This is a genomic window from Pollutibacter soli (assembly GCA_029269725.1).
Taxonomy (GTDB): Bacteria; Bacteroidota; Bacteroidia; order Chitinophagales; family Chitinophagaceae; genus Pollutibacter; species Pollutibacter soli.
This window is the reverse complement of record JARJHS010000002.1, coordinates 280,268-302,444: the sequence shown is the minus strand read 5'-3', so window position 1 is coordinate 302,444 and position 22,177 is coordinate 280,268. Positions and strand designations below refer to the sequence as shown.

14 protein-coding genes are annotated in these 22,177 nt (G+C 42.4%); 3 read left to right on the top strand and 11 right to left on the bottom strand.

Annotated features, from left to right (window positions below; all coding sequences use genetic code 11):
* Window positions 1-19: 19 nt before the first annotated feature.
* From P2W82_RS05830 to P2W82_RS05810, 5 genes are all read right to left on the bottom strand, one after another.
* Window positions 20-1,096, bottom strand: a complete 1,077-nt coding sequence (locus tag P2W82_RS05830; protein WP_336514911.1) for an efflux RND transporter periplasmic adaptor subunit — start codon at window positions 1,094-1,096, stop codon at window positions 20-22.
* A 5-nt stretch (window positions 1,097-1,101) separates the two neighbouring features.
* A complete protein-coding gene (locus tag P2W82_RS05825) occupies window positions 1,102-2,445 on the bottom strand; it encodes a TolC family protein (protein WP_336514910.1) in 1,344 nt (447 codons plus the stop codon).
* A gap of 204 nt (window positions 2,446-2,649) precedes the next feature.
* The gene (locus P2W82_RS05820; RefSeq protein ID WP_336514909.1) at window positions 2,650-3,255 is read right to left on the bottom strand and encodes a TetR/AcrR family transcriptional regulator; all 606 of its coding nucleotides are present in this window, start codon (window positions 3,253-3,255) and stop codon (window positions 2,650-2,652) included.
* A gap of 283 nt (window positions 3,256-3,538) precedes the next feature.
* Complete coding sequence (locus tag P2W82_RS05815) at window positions 3,539-5,230, bottom strand: RagB/SusD family nutrient uptake outer membrane protein (protein WP_336514908.1); 1,692 nt, start codon at window positions 5,228-5,230, stop codon at window positions 3,539-3,541.
* Window positions 5,231-5,243: 13 nt separating this feature from the next.
* Window positions 5,244-8,264 carry a SusC/RagA family TonB-linked outer membrane protein gene (locus P2W82_RS05810; protein ID WP_336514907.1) on the bottom strand — a complete coding sequence of 1,007 codons (3,021 nt, stop codon included), beginning with the start codon at window positions 8,262-8,264 and terminating at the stop codon, window positions 5,244-5,246.
* A gap of 830 nt (window positions 8,265-9,094) precedes the next feature.
* Here P2W82_RS05810 and P2W82_RS05805 point away from each other — a divergent pair.
* Window positions 9,095-10,966: an outer membrane protein assembly factor BamB family protein gene (locus P2W82_RS05805; RefSeq protein WP_336514906.1), complete on the top strand. Its 1,872-nt coding sequence runs from the start codon at window positions 9,095-9,097 to the stop codon at window positions 10,964-10,966.
* 356 nt (window positions 10,967-11,322) lie between these two features.
* Here the strand turns inward: P2W82_RS05805 and P2W82_RS05800 are convergent, their stop codons facing one another.
* On the bottom strand, window positions 11,323-14,547 hold the full coding sequence (locus P2W82_RS05800) for a malectin domain-containing carbohydrate-binding protein (RefSeq protein ID WP_336514905.1): 3,225 nt from the start codon (window positions 14,545-14,547) through the stop codon (window positions 11,323-11,325).
* A gap of 645 nt (window positions 14,548-15,192) precedes the next feature.
* Between P2W82_RS05800 and P2W82_RS05795 the strand changes: the two genes are divergently transcribed.
* Window positions 15,193-15,933: a murein L,D-transpeptidase catalytic domain family protein gene (locus P2W82_RS05795; RefSeq protein WP_336514904.1), complete on the top strand. Its 741-nt coding sequence runs from the start codon at window positions 15,193-15,195 to the stop codon at window positions 15,931-15,933.
* 56 nt (window positions 15,934-15,989) lie between these two features.
* Here P2W82_RS05795 and P2W82_RS05790 read toward each other — a convergent pair whose 3' ends face one another.
* Window positions 15,990-16,637, bottom strand: a complete 648-nt coding sequence (locus P2W82_RS05790) for a hypothetical protein (protein WP_336514903.1) — start codon at window positions 16,635-16,637, stop codon at window positions 15,990-15,992.
* Window positions 16,638-16,640: 3 nt separating this feature from the next.
* Window positions 16,641-18,134 carry an RNA polymerase factor sigma-54 gene (rpoN, locus tag P2W82_RS05785; RefSeq protein WP_336514902.1) on the bottom strand — a complete coding sequence of 498 codons (1,494 nt, stop codon included), beginning with the start codon at window positions 18,132-18,134 and terminating at the stop codon, window positions 16,641-16,643.
* A gap of 174 nt (window positions 18,135-18,308) precedes the next feature.
* Here rpoN and P2W82_RS05780 point away from each other — a divergent pair, with 174 nt between their 5' ends.
* A complete protein-coding gene (locus P2W82_RS05780) occupies window positions 18,309-18,527 on the top strand; it encodes a hypothetical protein (protein WP_336514901.1) in 219 nt (72 codons plus the stop codon).
* Window positions 18,528-18,956: 429 nt separating this feature from the next.
* Here P2W82_RS05780 and P2W82_RS05775 read toward each other — a convergent pair whose 3' ends face one another.
* From P2W82_RS05775 to P2W82_RS05765, 3 genes are read right to left on the bottom strand one after another with little or no spacing between them, the layout of a single operon-like run.
* Window positions 18,957-20,534, bottom strand: coding sequence for a glycoside hydrolase family 10-like protein (locus tag P2W82_RS05775; RefSeq protein ID WP_336514900.1), 1,578 nt, complete (start codon window positions 20,532-20,534; stop codon window positions 18,957-18,959).
* A 23-nt stretch (window positions 20,535-20,557) separates the two neighbouring features.
* On the bottom strand, window positions 20,558-21,007 hold the full coding sequence (locus P2W82_RS05770; protein ID WP_336514899.1) for a MarR family winged helix-turn-helix transcriptional regulator: 450 nt from the start codon (window positions 21,005-21,007) through the stop codon (window positions 20,558-20,560).
* 54 nt (window positions 21,008-21,061) lie between these two features.
* Window positions 21,062-22,087 (bottom strand): AI-2E family transporter, encoded by a 1,026-nt coding sequence (locus P2W82_RS05765; RefSeq protein ID WP_336514898.1) that lies wholly within the window; start codon window positions 22,085-22,087, stop codon window positions 21,062-21,064.
* Between the last annotated feature and the right edge of the window lie 90 nt (window positions 22,088-22,177).

Here is a 22,177-nt window from a genome sequence, read left to right as displayed (position 1 = left end):
GAATTCGTTTTTACTTTCCTTATTTAACTACAGATACTTTCGTTCCCTCGGCCAGGTTAATCTGTCCACTGGTGATTATTTTCTCACCTTCTGCAATTCCATCCAGCACTTCCACCTGGTCACCAATTGTTCTACCCGCAACCACTTTACGTAAAGCGGCAGTACTGTCAGATTTAATTACAAAAACTTCATTGCTGTTGACACTTCCAATAAAGGAAGAGCGGGGAACAAGAATAACCGGTGTCTGCACAGGGAAGCCAAACACGGCAGTTCCATACATGCCCGCTTTAACGGAGTTATCAGGATTTGAAGCAAGCTCTATCTGGATAGGAAAGTTTAAGGCATTGTCGGCTTTCGGAGCGATAAAACTGATTTTTCCACTGAATGATTTATCCGGAAACACACTTACACGGATATTCACTTTATCTCCTTCTTTCAATTGTGCGACCTGTCCTTCGTTTACCGTTGTCTGCAATTTGAGTTGTGAAACATCCACCAGTTCAAACAGCTGCGTACCGGGAGCTACTACTGCACCTGGTTCAATATATCTTTTATTTACAACACCGTTGATTGATGATCGAACATATGTATCATTTATTCTGAGCTTTGCCTGAGCGAGTCTTGCTTCCGCATTACTCAATTGCAATTTTGCCTGGTCAAGCTGCTGCTGTGTGACACCTCCTGTTGCAAAAGCGTTTTCATAACGTTCCTTATCTCTCAGGGAAGTCTGGTATGCAGCCTGTGCACTTTCAAGGTCAACATTCAGCTGATCGGCTTTAATCACGGCGAGTGTCTGACCTTTACTTACGCGACTGCCTTCGTCAACCAGCACTTTCGTTACCCGACCGGAATTTTCAGCTGAAAAATTCATCTGATGCGCAGGAATGAAATTTCCATTGGCAGTAAAATCCTGCTCTATGGCCTGCTTTTTTGCCTCACTCATCCGCACCACAACAACACCATCAGCCTGTGCAACTATTGCTGTTTTCTCTGCATTTTTCTTTTTGTTGTTTGCAAGAACCCATCCGACGAGTACAACTGAAACGATCAGTATGAGGATGGTTACCAATGTGTTTATTATCGACTTCTTTCTCATAAATATTACCTGTTTAATAATGATTTTAAATTCCCTTTTGCTTTAATCAACTGTAACTCTGCGAGTTTGTAATTCAGCAAAGCAGCGGATTGATTATTATTGGCTTCAGTAAATGAGTTTTCTGCGTCCAGCAAATCGGTTAACGATGCAAGACCGTTGTTATAGTTGTTTCGTGTATTGTCGAAAACACGTTTGGAGAGTTTCACGTTTTCCTGCTGATTCTGCAATATCACAAGGTTGTTTTTCAACTGTGTTTTAGCATTTTCAAACTGGAGATTCAAAGAGAGATTTGTCTGAGAAATATCTTCACGCATCTTACGCAGCTCTACATCTGCCTGCCGGATACGTGAGCGGGTTCCAAAGCCATTGAAAATGGGAACCTTAAGACTTAAACCAACCGATGCATAGTCAAACCAGTTTACACCCTGTCCCTTTGAAATCGGGAAAGTATTACCCAGACCCTGATATCCGTAGTTTCCATTAAGAGAAAGCGTAGGATAATATTCTGCTTTATAAGATTCTTTCTGGTAAGCCAGCAATTGTTCCTGCTTCTTCAACAATTTCAATTCTGTTCTGCTGTTTACATCGAGTACATCCCCTTCCACCAATTCCTGTGGACGAATGCTTGCAGCCTCGACGGGTGCTAAAGCAAGTGTATCCTGTATCGGCATACCCATCGCATATTTGAGCTGGTATTCCAGCTGCACAACATTATTGACCAGTTGCTGGCGTTGAGACTGAAGATTTGAAATATTTACAGTAACACGATCAACATCGATTTGTTTTGCCAGCCCATTCTGGTATTGTCCCTCGATGATCTTATGAACTTTTTGGTTCTTTTCGATTGTGGTATCGAATACTGTGACCCGATGTTTTTGCACCATCACCTGGTAATAAAGACTTGCCACCTGCTCGATTAACTGTTCTTCGGTTAGCTCAGCATTGATCTGGTAGAACTCTCTTGTAGAACGTGCAGCTTTCAAACCAGTGAATAAGCCCTGGTCAAAAATATTTTGTGAAAGCGCAACTGTTGCTCCGGAATTCCATTTTTGCCCGAATGCAACAAGCATAGTTTCTCCGGGACGTCCGGCAAGTTCACCAGGAAGTGCTGTCAGCTGCAGAATAGGATTATAATTCAAAGAACCGGTCGCATTCAGCTGCGGTATCGTTCTTGCTTTTATTTCATCGATTTTACTTTCACCCTTTTCAACTTCAAGTCGTGCTTTGCGTGCAGTCTGACTCGCTTCCAGTGTGTAGCCAAGTACTTCCGGTAGCGTAAGTTTTTTTCCCTGAGCATAAACACCCGCGAAAGAAGCGAGTGAAAGCATAATCAGGAATAATTTTTTCATCATCTTTTGTTTTAATTTTTTCTCACTCATTTTTCTGTTCGTAAGGGTATACTTTCAGTAGCGGATAGTTTTTCTTTTCATTTAAATATTGTTGAGAATTCTCCTTTGTAAGGTTACTGCTGATTCGGCTATCCGTTCTCTCATATTAACACAGTCATTTAATTATGTTGTTTAACATATTTGTCAATTCCGGGTCAAAAAAAATCACCCTTTTCTGAGCAAAATTTTTAAAATCAATTCCCTTCTTTCCATCATCAACTGCCTGTATTGTTTATCACTATAGTTCAATATCTTTTTAAACAAGGACTGCATGATCATCGGGTAGGTTAATAATGACATCAGGTTGAAAAAAAACTGCACAGGCGGCATTGTTTCAATAGTTCCTTTCTTCATTTCATCTTCTATATCCTTGAGAAAATGTTTGAGCCTTTCTGTCTTCTTAAGATTGGAAATGATCTCATTCTGTTTGTCTACATCATCATTGATCCTCGACAACATATACAGATCCAGGTAGGGATAGTTGAAAGATTGCTCGAGGAAAAAATCAATAAACAATTCCAGTTTCTCCCGGAAAGATTTAGCGGTTTCCATTGATTTATTCATGCGGCTATCCACACTGTCACGTGCATCTTTTAATACCTGGTCAAAGAGCTGGTCGCGGGAGCGGAAGTAATAGTTTACCAGGGTACGGTTCACACCTGCAGCGTCTGCTATTTCCTGGGTAGTCGCTTTAAAACGACCTTCCCTGAAAAACAATTTTTTCGCTGCTTCCTTGATCTGCGCTTCCGTAACACTGTCTTTTACTGCCATTTGACAACTATGTTTGACAAATTTGTTTAACAAAGATAATAAAGAATTTCATTCAGCAAAGTCTGACGCATTGAAATTAACAAAATCCGCCCGCAGAAGTTAGTCTATTAGCCGCAGCAGGTGGGCATATGCCTGCTGTAAATCGGGAGTACTTTCAATATCAGCAGATGAACTGCGGATCAACATCATTACCTGTCAACGTATTATGGAACATTAAATAAAAGCTGCCACCAGCGGAGTCAGATTTCTCCAGGCTGGTGGCAGTTTATCAAAATCAATTTGATCAGTAACCCGGATTCTGTGTCAGGTACCCAGGTATATTGGACGATCCATCGACAGCCGTTTGGGGTATCGGGAAGATGCGTTTATTCTTATCGGTGTTGTTCTTCTCAGTCCAGGTGCCTTCATATTTCTCAAACCGGATCATGTCCGTCCTTCGAACCATTTCCCAGTACAATTCAAATCCGCGTTCACGGAAAAGAATATCCAGGTTCATATCTGTCAGGGCGGGAGCAGAAAAGCCATAGGCTGTGCGCGAAGCACGAACAATATTTACATCTGCAAGAGCGCCTGATGCATCGCCTTTACGCAATTTTGCTTCTGCGCGCATAAGGTAAACGTCTGCAAGGCGTACGATAGAAATATCAGCTTCACCAAAATTTCTTCCACTGGCAGACTTTCTGCTGAATTCATATTTTTCCACACGATAGCCTGTCGGATAGTTACTACCTGCAGTAGTAAAATCGATCTGTTCCGTGAAATCGACAGCAAGAGTCGGCCTTGACCTTGTATCATGGAAAAGTTTTCCAACTTTATATCTTCCATCTGCGCATTTTACGAATGCTCCATTCACACGAATAAGTCCGTATTGCTGACCACGAAGTATACCGCGATTGATATTGAAATCTGCTGCTGCAACACAAGTATCATTTGGATTGGAATACATTCCAACGTTTTGTTTGAAAAATCTTGGGTCGGCTGCAGCAGGATCAACAGGAGCATAGGTGTTTGCCCAGGAACGATAAAAATCAGGTGTTATTCCAGGGCCATCGGTTCCGTTAGCTGCAGGAAACTCAGGAAGTGGAAACTGGTCACCGGAAAGAGAAAAGTAAGCCATACGATTATGCCCGTTCAGATCCGCACGCTGGTCTACTGCAAACACCAGTTCTTTATTGTCATGATTATTATTCCCGAAAATGGAAAAATAATCTGCGGAAAGTGCGTAGAGGTTCGAGCCAATAATCCTGCTGGTGTAATCAATCACAGCATCAAGATCTTCATTGGTATGAGAAAAAGAGGCTGCGTAGCGGTCACGGTAAACTGCTGAATTGAGATGCAGCCTCGCCAGCAATCCCCAGGCTCCCGCTTTTGAAATTCTTCCCGGACCAACATTAGCATCCAGCACAGGTTCTGCTGCCAGCAATTCTGATTTTATATAATCAATGGCTTCCTGGCCACGAACGATTTTTGAAATTTCACCGGGAGATTCTTTAATAAAAGAAATTCCGAAAAGATCCAGGCTCAGCATATTGTAGTATGCGCGCATTGCTCTTGCTTCAGCGAGGTACAATTTTGCATTGGGGTCAGCATTCGTGGGAAGTGCGGTGATCGCTGTCAGCGCCCTTGAGATCCCCTGGGTAATCAGGTTCCATGTGTTTCGCACGTTCGGATCTGTACTCGTGGTTTCATGTTTATGAAGTGAAAGATAGATACCATTGTCACCCCAGTCTGTACCTCCGCGATAAGGCAGTATGGCTTCATCTGTTGAAATTTCCTGCAATGCGAAATAGTTGGTATGTAAAAATATATCCGGAAGTCGCGCATATACCGGCGCAATCAAACCATCTGCAACCTGTTTGTCAGTCTGGCCAGTGATGGATGATTCATCCAACACTTCTTCTTCCAGTTTTGTACATGAGGAAATGAAACCAATGAGAAATAATATAGTCAATATTTTGATTAAATCTTTTTGCATAACTCAGAATTTATCAGAATGAAACATTAACACCTAAAATGAACGATCTTGCTTTCGGATAACTCAGGTAGTCGATACCGTTAGAAGTAATTCCATTGATCGACCTGTCAGTATTTACTTCAGGATCATAGCCATCATATTTTGTAATTAGCCAAAGATTCTGACCGGTTACGGAAACCCTCAGCCCTTTCAACCATCCTTTTGATTTCCACGCCCCCGTGTTGAAATTATAACCTAAAGCAGCATTATTCAGACGGAAATATCCGCCCTCTTTCAGGTACCTTGAACTTACCGGGGCCGCATTGTTCACGTTCTCTTCCGGATATTGTACCGCTTCAGCTGTAGTATTAATCCCTTTGTACAGTCGCAGTTTATAAAAATTCGCGTTTGCGGTATTATCATAGATCATATTTCCGGTAACTCCGTTGAAATTGACCGCGAGATCAAATCCTTTATAACCGAGATTGAAAAAGAAGTTATACATCGTTTTGGGCAATGCAGATCCCATGGGGAAACGATCTTTATCGGAAATGATCCCGTCGTTGTCCTTGTCACGGAACTTATTCATGCCCGCTGTATCAAAGCCAATGAAATCTTTCAGATAGAAAGTTCCGATCGGCTCACCATTGATGTAACCGTTAATAGTAGCCGAAGTGAGACCCGAACCCGATGCAGATCCGGAAGGGATAACGGAGTAAGGAGAATTTTCAACTATATTTTTTATAAAAGTCATATTTCCACCAACGCCATACTGAAATCCACTGGCTGTCTGGTCACGGTATTCGAGGTCAAATTCAAGGCCCTGGTTGGTTATGGTCATATCTTTCACATTTGTCCAAACTGTACCTGCGGGTTGAATCGGATCAGCAGGAATTACCTCCAGAAGTATGTTGCTGGAAACTTTGCGGAAGTAATCGATCGTACCATTTAATCTTCCACCAAACAATCCGAAATCAAGACCAACATCCACCTGGTTTGAAACTTCCCACTGGATATCAGGATTAGCTAACCGCGAAAAAGTTGTTCCCGCAGGATAAGGTCCACTTGGTGAAAGAGGATAACTGGTACTCGCAGAAACAGTGGAAGTATATAAGGGTTGGGTAATTTTTGAAGGAATCTCCTGATTGCCGGTCAATCCCCAGCCGGCTCTCAGTTTAAGATTGCTGAAAATGGATCCTTCCATAAACGATTCTTCCGAAATACGCCATCCTGCACTGAAAGAAGGAAAAAAGCCATATTTATTGTTCTCTCCAAATTTCGAAGAACCATCGGCACGCATGTTGATCGTCAGTAAATATTTATTCTGATAGGAATAATTGATCCTTCCGAAGAATGATTGCAACTCATTTATCAGTGCGTAACCTCCGGGCTTATTGTTCGCCAGCGTTAATTCCTGGCCAAGTCCCGGATTGTAAATAGGCTCAACCGAACCAATCGGGAATTTGTTGATGCTGTAATTTCTTCCCTGCAAAAAAATCTTCTGATAGGAATAACCAGCCAGCACAGAGAATGCATGATCCTTAACATCGAAATTATAGGTGAGATAATTTTCGAAAAGGGTATTCCTGTTGTATGTGTAATAAGTCTCAAGACGACCATCCCTTTGTGGAATCGCGTTTGGAAGACTCTGAATATCACGGGTGCCGTTGGAAACGTCAACACCGAAATTCAATTTATAAATCAGCCCTTTGATGATCCTGAGAGAAGGAGAAATATTACCAATAATCCTGTTGATTTTGGTGAGATCTTTTTCAAGATTCATTGTAACCAAAGGATTATTCATATCCTGGTATTGCGCTGGTTTTCCGGAAGAGTCATATGCAGGATACGTGGGGTTTCCCGAGAGTGCTTCTCCTATCACGGCTCCTATATTTGGGCGCTGATTATAGGTATTGGTAGCATTCATGTTTGCTTCTACCACCAGGCGGTCATCCAGGAATCGTTGTGTTACATTAAACCTTCCGGTATACCTGTTGAGATTGTTGTTTTTCAGAATACCCTCCTGTCTTTGCATATTAAACGAAGCGTAATAAGTCAGTCCTCTTGAACCGCCGCTGAAACTGAGGTTTTGATTCTGCGTGAAAGCTGTTCGTGTGATCTCTTTCTGCCAATCGGTACTTGCTCCTTTATCAAGAAGGGTGCCGCCGATCTTATTCACTTCAGCACGATATCTAGCAGCATCGAAAACTTCAATAGGGTTTGCTATTGTTGAGAGTCCAACATTTGAGCTGAATACAAGGGAAGAAGTACCCGCTCGTCCTCGCTTGGTGGTAATCAATATAACACCATTTGCGCCGCGCGATCCGTAGATAGCAGTAGCTGATGCATCTTTTAAAACATCCATGGATTCGATATCCTGCGGATTCAAAAAGTTCAAAGGATTTCCTCCGCCGGTACTCGAATTATCCAGTGCCAGACCGTCAACTACAAACAATGGTGTACTTCCTGTACGCACACCACCAGGTCCGCGGATAGTGATGCCTGTGATAACGCCGGGTTCACCACTGGCAGATGTAACGTTTACACCTGAAACCTTACCCTGGAGGAGTTGTTCCGGCGACGTAATAATTCCTTTGTTGAACGATTCTGCTTTCACTGATTTAACAGCTCCGGTAACATCCCTTCTGTTCTGAGATCCATAGCCGACAACCACAACATTAGCGAGGTCAGAAGTAAGAACCTGCAGTGCGATATTAATAGTGGATTGGCCTGCCGTTGGTACTTCCTGTGTGGCATAACCGACAAAACTGACTACCAGAATAGCATTGTCACTGTTGATTGCAATGCTGAAATTTCCTTCAGCATCAGTTCGCGTTGTTGTTCTTGTGCCCTTTACTGAAATTGTTGCCCCCGTTAATGCTGAGTCGCCTGGCGCCGCAGTGACGCGGCCCGTAATCAACCTGGCATTCTGTTGTGTGTTCTGAAAAAAATCTTTGCGATCAAAAAGTCTTTTTTCCGGTGAGGCGAGTGTAGAGTTGCTGTAACAGCATAGTAGCATTACAGCAATGAGCTGAAGTAAATTAATCTTCGTCATAAGCAATTAATAGTTGGTGAAAGTAAAGAGTAAAGTATTCCACGTATGCCGGGAACCTTAATGTAATTCTAATATAACAAATAGATAAGATTTCGAAAACGAGGAATTTATATTAGCACCAGGAAAGAATTTATATGGCAGTAACCAATTCTAATAGATGGCATGCGGCCCAGGCATAAAGTTGCAAAAGCGTATGGCTTCATCTTGAGCAATTTTCGCCAGGTATCCGATACTTTAAAGTATCGGATACCTGGGAGCTTTTACGAAGTAAAATCCGATTATTGGATTTTCCCGGTGAATAATCTTTTTTTAAACAGGATTATTCTTTCGAAAAGCTGGTAAGTTGCACATGGTCAATAAAAAGGCCAGGATAGAAATCCCGGCCGTGGCAAACGATTTATAATCGATGCCGTATGAAACGAGCTTAAATACTGTAGAATAGATTCTGAAAGTTTGAAGGCAGCCGCCGTTGGATATGACAAGCCGGATTCCGTTTTGCTACAACCGAGGCGTAAAATTAGTATTCATGTGCTGGCGGAGGCAATCGGATGCAAACAAAATCGCTGCAAATTCAATCACTGATGGCGTAGAAATCATTAAATGCCAATGGGGTGACAGAATGTTTGCAAGCAAAAAATGATCCGCGAAGTTAGCAGACCTTTATCTCCCGATCGATGAGAATTGAATTAGAATCAATTTCGGGAACAAAGTTGTCGATTATTTCCATTAGTGCTCGTACAACCATTCAGGGCGACTATTCATCATAGACTTTTCCTTTTTGGGAAATTCTATCTAACAGGTAACCAGAATCAGCCTTCAAAAAAAGCTTTATGGGAAAATTTATCGTGTCTGTTTCACTTGCAATATTTGCTGTAATTGCATTACAACCGGGGGAAAAAGAAGATAAGATATCGTCGTTCCCTCCAACTCAAAATCAGCAATTATATTTAATCAGTGACACCACTGCTGACAAAGGAAAGAAGATTTACAATAACGCTTGTACCAGTTGCCATAAAGACACGCTCCAGGTGCTAGCGCCCGGCTTGAGTATACTTTCTCAAATGTCACCTAAATCGATTGTGGCCGCATTGGAAAGCGGGAAAATGAGAGCGCAGGGTTCGGCGTTGAGTGCTGAAGAAAAAAAAGCTGTAGCAGAATGGATCACTGGTGTAAAACTCAAAACATATGAATTGCCGAAGGAAATGTTTACCAGCTTTTCATTGCCGGCAACAGTAAATAATATTCGCTCAGGATGGGGAAACAATATTGAAGGCACAGGATTCACGGGCACCTCACAGGCCGGCATAACCGAAGAAAATATTGGCTCATTAAAGTTGAAATGGGCAATTCCATTTCCGGAAGCAACTATTATGCGGACCAGGCCTGCAATTGTTGACAACTGGTTGATAGTAGGATCGCAATATGGAGATGTTGCAGCTATTGATCGGAATACCGGCAAAATAGGCTGGATTTTCAGCACTGGAGCTGCAATTCGTGGCGCTATTACTGTGACTAAAAAAGGAACTGCAATCACTGCATATTTTGCCAATTTCACTACAACGGTTTATGCAGTTGACGTCAGGACGGGAAAACAGCTCTGGAGTGTAAGGACTGGAGTTGATGCAATGTCAAGCGTAACAGGATCAGTCACATTGTACAATGATATTTTGTATGTTCCGCTCAGCTCAACGGAAGTTGGATCTGCGGTACGAGGAGATTATGCCTGCTGTATATCTTCAGGTGGCCTTGCTGCAGTACAGGTATCCACCGGGAAATTAATGTGGCAGCATCGTGTTGTTCCTCCTGCGCAGGCGACAGGAAAAAGAAAAAATGGCGTCACCACCTATGGCCCTTCAGGCGCGCCTGTCTGGTGTAGTCCTACGATCGATAAAAAACGCAATCTCGTATACATTGGAACGGGCCAGAATTACAGTGCACCTGCATCTACCGGCAGCGACGCAATACAGGCGCTGGATTTAAAGACCGGCAAACTAAAATGGTCATTCCAGGCAACACAGAATGATATGTATAATGTTGCCTGTCCCTTTTTTGAAAATTGTCCTGACAAAAAAAGTCCTGACTTCGACTTTGGAATGGCGCCAATTGTAATGAAAAGGTCAAAAGGAAAGGACATTCTTGTGGTCGGTCAGAAGGCTGGTATCGTTTGGGGGATCGATCCCGATAACGGTAAACCGGTCTGGCAAACAAGAGTCGGCAAAGGCGGTAAACTCGGAGGTTTGCATTGGGGAATGGCAACTGATGGCAAATTAATTTACGCTGCAAATGCTGATAATGCTGTTGCACTGGAGTTGTCTGACACGTCATTAAAAGCTTCACCAGGCATCTATGCTTTAAAACCTGATGATGGCTCCATTGTTTGGAAGACAGCTACCCCCTGTGCAAATCCGAAAGTATGCATGGCATTCAATTCTGCAGCACCCGCGGTCATTCCCGGAATCGTGTTTGCAGGTTCTACTGACGGCAAAATGCGCGCTTATCAATCTTCAACCGGGGAAATCATCTGGGAATATGATAGTAATAAGTCTTATGGTGAGATCAATGGCTTCAAAGCGCGAGGCGGTTCAATTGATGGTCCCCCGCCGGTGATTGATAATGGTATGCTGTTCTTTAATTCCGGATACGGCATGTTTGGCCAGGCACCCGGAAATATGCTTCTGGCTTTTGAGGTGGAGAAGAAGTAAATGAACGTTTAACCATACACGAAACTGAAAGAATCAACGCTGAGTTTTTAGTACGCAACGTCTTACGTTAATGAGCCGGAGTTTTTTAATTGTGTCTGAAAAATTAGTTGTAAAAGGTGTTCAATCGCTCGATGCTTTTGCGCAAATACAATCATTAAAAAAAGACGATCCTCTGAAGTTTAATGAGCTACTGAAAAAGCTTTCACGAAGCAAAAAAGATTTCCTGGATTTTCCAAGGGAAAATTCTTTTCTGTCGATGTATTTTCTCTTCCCATTCTTGTAATTCAACCGGATTTATAAAAAACAAAACCGGATACTTTATGAGTATCCGGCTGTTGGTTTGTAGTTGGTCCGTTTTATTTTGCTACGACGATTCGCCCTGTTTTAATTTCACCTGCAGAAGATGAAATCCTGTAAATATAAATTCCGTTGGGCAGGTTGGATGCGTTCATCGTTTTTCTGTACACCATTCCCGGGTATACATTTTCCTCGGGGAAGCGATGAACAGTTTTGCCTTCAGCATTTATTACATCAAGTGTAAGTTTCGCCTCTTTCTCTGCTTTGAATCCAAATGTTACCTGTGTGGTTACCGGGTTCGGGTAAGCGTTAAGGGTTGACACTACAGGGGCGTCATTCATCTGTTTGAGGTTCTGATCAGCAGTTGCCAGAGGCGTTGTCACCTCGGCTATGCTAAGTGCCCGTGCTCCTGCTGTGGCTGAATTAATAACAGTGAATGTCACGGTCAGAGGATCGCCAGCAACACCTCCTGTTGTGTAAGGTGTCGCTTTTAGGGTATACGTACCTGTTGGAGGTGTCCAGGTGTTATAGTTACCACTGGCGTCACCATACAATGCAAAAGGTGCAGATGTTTCGGTCGGACTATAGTTGACCGGACCTGTCAGCGCAAATACAACCCGTCCTGCCAGCGTTGGCGAGGTATTCGCACGGATATTCAATGCGCTACCAACAGTTGCCAGGTTGATCTGTGCACCATTTGTAATAGTGCCTAAATCAATATCTGTATTTGCATTGATTAAAGTAAAACTGCTCAACTGTAACAATGAGGATGATTTAACCACCACATTCACCTGTGCGGATGCACTCGCGAGGTTCAGATTATCGGTTACGACCAGCGCAAACGTATAAGTGCCTGCGGTTGTTAAACCTGTCAATATTGGATTAGCGACAGTTTTGCTGCTGAATGTTGCGGTTGATGGTCCGTTCACCTGGCTCCAGCTGTATGTTTTTATTGAACCATCTGCATCTGAACCGCTACCGGCCAATGTGGCCTGTGATACAGGCAGGGTGATGGTTTGTGCAGGACCGGCGTTGGCTGTTGGTGCTTTATTTGTCACGTTTACTGTAAATACATCGTCCACAAACAATCCTTCAGCATCCGTTGCTCTTACCGTAATATCTGTCTGACCAGCCAGGATGCCAGCAAAATTCAATGTCAGGGTAGTGCCGCTTATTGTTGTTGAGCTGACAATCGATTTGTTTGTATTTCCCGGAACAGAATACGTCAGGTTATCGGCTCCTTTATCATCAGTAAATACTGAAGCAAGATTGATTGCTTTCGTTACAACCTCGACGCCAGCTGTTTGATTTGGTATTGCCGCAGTAACTGTTGGAGCTGTGTTGGCAGCACCACCGGATATTTCAATTGCAGAAACTTTTGCGTTATCCAGCACAGATGCAAAAATGATATTCAGTGTGCCGTCGGTTACATTAATACCATTAAATGTTTCAACGACCGCAGTTGAAGCCGCTCCGGCTTTCGCGAAAATATCATAGTTGCTTAATAAAGCCTGACCGCTTTCAATATTTACATTGAACTTCCTTTTGTTTGCCGATGTATGAAATACCTCGGCAAAGTGAAGCTTCACAGTATACTTACCCGCAGGAACCGGAATCGCATAACTCATGTTACCATACCTTTCAGTCTGGTAGATTGCATCATTTGTAGTACCAGCAACCGCTTTTGTGGATTTGTAAGTTGATCCTCCGGAATAATTTTTGTCGGCAGACCAAATCTGTGATCCAAACGTCACCGAAGATCCACCACTATTTATTAAGAGACTAAGTGCCGGAGTTTCTGGTTGTCCTTCCAGGGTAACAGTAAATGCATCTGAAACAGAAAGTCCGTCAGCATCAGTGGCGCGTACTGAAATATTTGATGCTCCCGTTGCGCCTGCAGGCATCGTAAGAACCAATGACGATCCTGATACAGCAACATTACTTACAACAGAAGTATTGCTGTTTCCTGCAATTGCATACGTTAATTCACTTACTCCCTTATCATCTGTGAATACATTTGAAATAGAAACGGTACGCGATGTTGTATTGTATGGTAATGAAATATCTGCTATAGGACTTGACACCTGCGGTGCTACTGCTGTATATGCAGCAACGTTTACGTTAAAAGCATCTTCAACTGAAAGTCCGTCATTATCTGTTGCCTTTACTTTAATTGCGGAACTACCGCTCTTGTCACCGGCTATACTCAATACCAGGTTAGATCCTGAAATAGTAGCGGATTTAACCAATGTTGTATTTGAATTTCCTGAGACCGAAAGCTGCAGATTTGAAACAGCGTCATCATCCGCAAATACACCAGACAATGTCACTGTTTGTGAAGTTGTACCGTAATCCAGGTTTTGATCGGGGATAGCTTTTGCAACCGTGGGAGCTACAGGTTTTGCTGTTGGTGGTGGTGCTGACTGATCGATCAGGAAATCCTGCAGAGTAGCAGCATCATTTCCGAATTTGTACTCATCATAATACACTTCTACAGGGTTATTACATGCCGGCGTGCCCCATCCCATTCCTCCAGGATCGGTCCATGGCCATTTGTACAATCCCATATGAACGTAGCCTTCCGGCGCTCTTCCGGATCCGGTAACCCAGTTGGGGCCCTGGTAACTATATACCAACTGCCCGTTTCGGTACAATTCCAGATATCCGGCAGAACTCATATCGAAATTGCGATGTAAAACCCAGTCAGTCCAAACACCTTTTACGACGGGTCCGAGATCTTTTTCAATCTCTCCATTGACTGTCCCGTTTGATTGAATGTTGGCCCTGATAGCGATGATCCTTCCACCCCTGACATCAAGCCTGAAAGGCGTATTGTAATTATCCGGGTCAGCTTTTACATCATACGCAATGCTCATTGGCGCCTGATCAATACAAAAATCATTGGGGAGGTAAATACTTACTGCCGCCCATCTCCATCCGATAGGTGTCTGTCCGGGAGTAGAGAAAGTCATCTCCGAACGATGCGTTCCTGCAAGCGCATCATAGTCAGGGTTCTTTGTAATTCTTGCGAGGTAAGAATAGTTTCCTTTCCTCGAAATTACGTTCGTCCTCGTCATGCTGGCGGTAGAAGAAGTACCGGGCAGCGTATGGTTTGCGCCTGTCCAGTAGGACCACTTTTTTGTGCGATCGCCACCCCATTGCCATGAAGGATCAACTTCGCAGTTATCATAAGCGAGAATCGGTGGATTACTCGTGTACTGGGCGGATGTAAAAACGGGTGATAATGCTAATAAAATCAGAGTTAACCAGGGTATAGTTTTCATGTTTTTCGGGAATTAGGCCATTCTTATCAATCACCATGCCTAAACCTGCCTGAATGAGCCAAAAAACTGGCATCCTGAAAATTTTGAATACTAAACTGACGGTTTCTGCGTTGCACAATCGTCTAAAACCCGCATCAGTGTTGATTTCCAGGGAAAAAGGCTTGTTAGAAAAATCTTAAAAATTGCCAATGTGGAATTTTTGCACATTGTAGACCGTCGTCATCCCGTTGTTTATTTTTATACTTACAGCCGGATTTCAGTACCTGGCCTCATTGTGCTCGGAAATCTGGTATTGGTACTGCGGGAGCAAGTGATTGCCGATGTAATGATGCGGCGAAATCACCGATGAAAATGAATGTTTTTGATTGACGCAGATGTAAAAAAATATTTATTTGGATAGATTTCAATTTATCGAAGGGTAACTATAAAAGTTAAAATATGGTCCGTATCAAATCGAAAACGTATGCAATAGTTTTTCAATAACTAATTTTGTCGCCCGTTGAAATTTTGTTCTGATGCTGATTATCACGATAGAATTTCTCAACCAGTTCTATGCTTTATGAGATCATTTTTAAAATTGATAAAATGCAATATTGGAAAATGAAGCTCGTTTCTAGAAAGTCATTCTTGTATAATTCCAATCCCATGAAAATTTCAATTCCCCGGCTATTCGCCCTGCTCCTTATTGTTTGTACTCCGCTGATCATGTTGGGAAAAAAAGTGAATGAAAACAGGAGGAATTTTGCTGAAACAATTTCAGCACCTGTTGCTGCCCCGACAGAACTCACGATCTCTGCAGATCAACTTTATAGCAAACTCGATCTTTCCGGTAAAGGAATTTCAAAGGAAGCTTTCGCTTATGCTTTGAAAGGTTTTGAAAAATTATCTGAGAATGGAAGATTAAATACTGACAGCATATTAACGATTATCGATTTCACAAAATCTTCCCGCCAAAAAAGATTGGTTGTAATCGATTTGAAAACAGATCAGGTGGTTTACAACTCTGTTGTCGCACATGGTCGCAACACAGGAAAAGAATATGCAAAGAGTTTTTCCAATCAGCCAAAATCGCATAAGAGTTCATTAGGCTTTTATATAACACAGGAAACCTATATGGGGGCTCATGGCCTTTCCCTTAAGCTGGATGGGTGCGAAGCGGGTATCAATGATAGAGCGAGAGAACGTGCGATTGTTATGCATCCTGCTGCGTATGCCGGTGAAAATGTTATCCGCGGCAAGGGATATCTCGGAAGAAGTTATGGATGCCCTGCCTTACCTCCACAGGATTCAAAAACGATTATTTCAAAAATTAAAAACGGCAATTGCCTGTTTGTATATTATCCCGATAAAAAATATCTCGAAAAGTCTACTTTGCTTAATGGTTAATTTGGGATAAGCATGGTTAGGTAAAGGCCCAGTCTGCTACGGAGATTGGGCTTTTTTTATATCCATGCGGAAATGAGCTGAAGTGCCAGCCCGGTAAAGAAGCCTGTGAATATTTCAAACCAGGTATGATCGGATGCTATCTTTCTTGAGCTACAGATCAATGCCGATAAAAGAAGGGTAATTATTATCGGCCATGCGGAATAAGCAGCAGCCTGGTAAATAATATTGATCATCATTCCCAGTCCGCCTCCCGCAGCAATAGCATGCATACTCACTTTGAAAAAATTATTCATGATGACGGCCATGCACGCTGCGAGAAACATTCCAAATGTGAGATCAACGGATATTTCCGGCATCCCGGGAAGATTCTTAAACACATAGAAAGTCCAGAAGAAAAAGACGGTGCATGCGATATAAGGAACAATTCTTTCTTTTTGTGTTCTGAGATAGATTGATTTTGAAAAGCCGAGTCCGCGCAAAAGCAGTACTACCAAAGATGGCAGAATAAAATTGTTATTGACAAAAGTGAGAAAGCGCAACAGCTTTGCTTTTGAATCGAAAGCAATAAAAAATGATGGATGCACAAAAACGAGATAGGCCATCAGGTAAACGCCTATCAGTAATGGATGAAAAATAAAAGAGATAATCCGAGCGAAAAAAACAGTAGATCCGGAATAAGGTGTTGCTTCAGTTCTGGCTTCCATGCATTATAATTCTTTCCGTAATCGTGCCACAGGAATATTCAGCTGTTCCCTGTATTTGGCTACAGTACGGCGTGCAATATTATAACCTTTTTCCTGAAGCATGTCGGTGAGCTTCTCGTCACTCAAAGGTTTTTTCTTGCTTTCATTTTCAACCAGGTCGCTTAGGATTTTCTTCACCTCGCGCGTACTTACTTCTTCGCCGCTGTCAGTGCTCAGCGATTCACTGAAAAAGAATTTTAATCTGTAAGTACCGAATTCAGTTTGTACAAATTTGCTGTTCGCAACCCGGCTCACCGTAGAAATATCGAGATTTGTTTTCTCGGCAATATCCTTCAGGATCATCGGACGCAAAGTGGTTTCATCACCGGTCATGAAAAAATTGTGTTGCTGTTCCATGATCGAATGCATGGTAACATACAAAGTGTTCTGACGCTGACGAATAGCATCGATAAACCATTTTGCCGCATCAATTTTTTGTTTGATGAACATCACAGCCTCTTTCTGACGCTTATCTTTTTTACTGCCCTTGTCATACTCTTTCAACATCTCACGATATCCTTCACTGATGCGGAGATCGGGAGCATTTTTAGAGTTCAGGGTAAGCTCAAGTTTTCCGTTATTGTTGTATATAAAAAAGTCAGGTATCACATAGCTTTCGCTCACATGATCTCCGCCTACATTTCCACCTGGTTTTGGATTCAGTCTCAACACCTGCTTTACCGCCTCCCGCAGATCCTCATCACTCAGGTTTAAGCCCTTTTGAATTTTATCGTAGTGCTTCTTGGTGAACTCGTCGAAATACTTTTCCAGGATCGCTGTCGCGTTCTTTATCGACGTTTCAGAAGAAAATGCCTGTTTTCTGTAAAGCTGAAGAAGCAGGCATTCCTGCAGATTGCGGGCAGCCACGCCAGGCGGATCAAATTGCTGGATCTGTTGAATCAGCTCTTCGATCTCCATCGGCGTTACAATAATGTTCTGGCGGAATGCGAGATCGTCAACAATCGCATTTGTTTCACGTCTCAGGTATCCGTCATCATCGATGCTACCGACGATCTGCTCCGCAATTTTGCGACGCTGCTCGTCCATAGTTAATAAACCCAACTGTTCCAGGAGATGGTCGTGAAATGTCGATTCAACACGATGGGGAATGGTCTTGCTGTCATCAAGCTCCGGGTAGTTCTCATCTTTCAGCTTATAATCCGCGATCTCATCTTCATCCTGCACATACTCACTGATATCAAGGTTTTCGTATTCATCCTCACTGCCATCCATTTCATATTCATCATCCTCCTTACCTTCATACTCCTCCTGGCGTTCCTCAGACATATTTTCGTCGTGGCCTTCTTCCGCCTGTTCGAGAGCCGGATTTTCCTCCATCTCCTCTTTAATCCTTTCTTCCAGGTTTGCAGTAGGAACCTGCAGCAGTTTCATGAGCTGAATCTGCTGAGGGGATAGCTTCTGTAATAGTCTTTGTTGTAAACTCTGATTAAGGGCCATAATTTTACACGGTAAAGACGCTGAAATTTCTTAAAAAATCCGCGCCATCCACAAAAATCAAGCCTAAATTTATATATAATTGTTCATTCAATGTACAGGCGCTTAGTAATATTATTTTATTTATTGATTATCTGCGAGTTATGTGTTAACGCGCAGTTAAAAAAAACTTTTTCAATGCCGGTTTCGAAAGCAGATTCTGTTGATAACCGCTTCTCGGACCTGCTGTTTCAAAACCGTCAATTCAATCTTAGTACGCCTGCTGCAAATACCGCCTACAGGTCGCAGGGCGTCATTTGTCGCGGCGAATGGAAACTCGAAAAACTTACCGGAATACCTTTCCGATTCCGGTTGGGAAGCCTTGATTATGTGAATAAGATGGAAGGAAAAAAGTAGTTGGGAGTTGACTGATCGTGGCGGGAGTTGTACGTTGTAAGTGAAACGTAAAACGTACTACTCCGTTTAAACAAACCAGCGTCTCCATCCAGCGCTTTCATCGGACACCTCAACTTCTTATTTTTCAGCCTGATTCCTGGTGTTCTCTGGTTGCATTACAATCAATAGTTACTGTAATGTCCCGGAAAACAAAACACTTGTTGAGGCCGGAAGCCAGAGGCGGGATCAAAAAGTTTTTAAAATACCAAAAGTTACAGCTCCATCCATCATTTCTCAGTGTACAACCAATTTGATTTGAGTTGGCGAAGAGCTTGCAATTTGCTGGCTGTTGGTGGTCCTCAACACCCCCGTTTTCAATAGTCTGTTTTCAGTATTGTCTTTAGAGTTTTTCACCACGACGTTCTGCCCACCGCCCGATTCTTCCATCGATTATCTCTTATTTCGTTTCTTCACTTTCCCTTTGGCTTTCTTTTCTTCCAAAACAGCAACTGCAGGAGTCTGCCGGGGTGAATACAAAGCAAGTGAAGGCGTCGATTCTTCATTGAGACGATTCAGAAATGTCACATAGAATTTCTGGTATTGACTGCTATCTGCATTAATCTCAATCAAACGAAGCTGAACAAATGGATAAACAGCAATCAGTTTTGAGCCTGATGTATCATTTGACTGCTCTGGAACAGAGTACACAGCTACAAGTCTTACATTCCCGGTATCTGCTGCTGCCGTCGACACACGGAAAGAAATTTTTGTGCTGCCCGATGTGATGTGTGAAACTTCAGGCACGGGTGGCAATGCGATCATCGGATTCCGGCGCGCGCCGATCAATGCCGGATAATGAAAATAATTGTTTCGTAAACTGTCGTTCCAACCCAGCGGATTGCCGTAAAATGAAGTACTGCTAAAGAAAATCATTCCATGGACATTCGGCATCGTTCTCAATTCCTTTATCTGCATTGGAATCACTGCAGGATCACGCCAGGCTTTCAGCTTATTCGCTTTATACACGCCCAATCCTATGTAACAATCTTTGCCGTAGCTGTGATCGTTCCACCATTTCAATAAAACTTCATAAGCTGCGGCAGAATGCCCGAATTCCCAGTAAAGTTGCGGAGCAACATAGTCTATCCAATCGTTGCGCAACCACAATAAAATATCTGCATAAAGGTCATCATAATTTGTCTGGCCAGCTCTTGTCGCACTACCTAAACTATCGCGATCAATATTTCTCCAAACACCGAACGGTGAAATTCCAAAACGGCAATAGGGTTTTACTTTTTTAATTGTCGCATTCAGTTTTCGTATTACAGAATCCACATTGCTTCTGCGCCAGTCTTCCAGCGACAAACCTTTTCCATATTTCGCAAAACTTTTCTGATCATTAAAATGCTTGCCTGGTATGCGATAAGGATAGAAATAATCGTCGAAATGAATGGCATCAATATCATATCGTTGAACAATATCTTCTACCACCTGGTTGACATAGAGCTGAACATCTTTATTTCCCGGATCAAAAAAACGCTGACCTCCGTAATTGATAAACCATTCCGGTTTTCGTTTAGTGATATGATTTGCCGTTAAGGATGATGTATTATTTGAGAATACAGCCCGATATGGATTACACCAGGCATGAAATTCCATTCCTCGTTTATGCACCTCGTCAATAATAAATTTCAAAGGATCATAATAAGGTGATGGCGCTTTGCCTTGTGTACCGGTTAACCATTCACTCCAGGGTTCAATTTTGGAAGGGAAGAAAGCATCCGCAGCGGGTCTGATCTGCATTATGATGGCGTTAATACCATTCGCCTCGTGAAGATCCAGCTGGCGAATAAATTCCTGCTGTTGCTGTGCAGAAGAAAGTCCTTTTTTCGAGGGCCAGTCAATATTATCGACGGTCGCGATCCAGACCGCACGGAATTCACGCTTAGGAGATGCCTGTGCTATTGCAAATGAACAACTGACAAACAAAAACAGAAACAGAAACAGTAGAGGTTTTCGGTACAGCATTAATCTTTTTCGCAAGTTAGAAATCATCCCCGGATTTTATCCAATAGAACGTTCAATTGGGTCATTTCATTTTCGTCAAGATGATTTATAACATTATCCATTTCAATATTTTTTTCATCAAGTCTTTGCAGAACAGCCTGTCCCTGCTCGGTAATCACCACATCCACCAATCTTTTATCCGCGGATGAGACGGTTTTTTTAACAAGATTTTTTAGAATGAGCCTGTCGACGATCCTGCTGGTGTCACTCATTTTATCCAGCATTCTGTCGCGTATCTGCAATGTTGAAAGGGGTGTGGGATAACTGCCCCGCAGGATGCGAAGCATATTGTACTGCTGAGGAGTAATATTTTCTTCTGCAACAAATTTTTTAATTCTTTCCATCACCCAGTTGTGGGTATAAAGCAAATTAATGATTGCTTTCTGTTGCTGATTTCTGAATTTGTACTGATTGATGTCTTTTTCCAGTCCCATCATCTGAATTTTTACTGGTGAGTATTGCCTGTCGGTACGTTTATTATTTCTACCTTAAGATGCGCGCCCTTCCTCCACAAATTCCTGCATGTACAGTTTGATGAGGATAAACAGGTAGCTAAGAATCAAAGGGCCAAATATAAAACCCATAAACCCGAAAAGCTGTAATCCCACCAGCACACCGAAAATGGTTATCAACGGATGAACATTGCCGATCTTTTTCATGAGCGTAATTCTCGCGAGGTAGTCAACATTTCCTGTTACAATCAAACTATAAATCAACAGTCCTGTGGCTTGCCAGTTATTGCCTTGGGTATATAAATGAATGACCAGTGGCACCCAAATTAATAATGTTCCAACCAGCGGAAAAAACGCAAAAACACCTGTGAGAAACCCCCACATCACCCAATCCTTCAATCCGAAAATCCAGTATCCGATCATGGCAGTTACCCCCTGGATCAAAGAAATTAATGGAATTCCTATAGCATTTGCGCGAACCATGGTCCGGGTTTCAACGGCAAGTTCGTCTACGCTATGTCTGCTCAAAGGCATGAATTTAGCGATGCCTCCCTCCATCATCCTTGCATTGGTAAACATAAAATAGGAAACAAAAAACATGACCAACAGATTAGAAAGAATATTAGCCGTGCTGTTGAGAAATGCGGGAATAAACCCGGTAATTGCTTTTTCAACTGCTTTTATGTTTTCGTCAGATAGCAATTTCTGACCAGTATATCCTTCGATTTTATCTGAAAAGGATTGAAGGCCGTTCATTAACTCCTGTGAATGTCCGAATACCTGTGTGACTTTTGGAGTAACTAACGATATGGCGTAATAAACAGGGAAGCCAATCAAAAGAAGAAATATCAACATAAAAATTACTGCAGTCAGCCCTTTCTTCCATTTTTTTTGTTCAGTGAGTTTCAGATAATATTCTCTTCCAAGGATATAAAAAGTAACTGCTCCGAGAAAGCCAGGGAGCAGTATAAAAAGTTCCCTGATGATCAGAAAAGAAAGTAGACATATCAGGAATATCATTACGATCTGCCTGATCCTGACATTGAATCTTTGTGCCGACATATGTGCAGTTGTTTTGGCAACTGAAAATAAGTGTTATTGAAAACTTATCCTCTTTTTACCAATTCAAGTATGGAAATAACTATCGAAAAC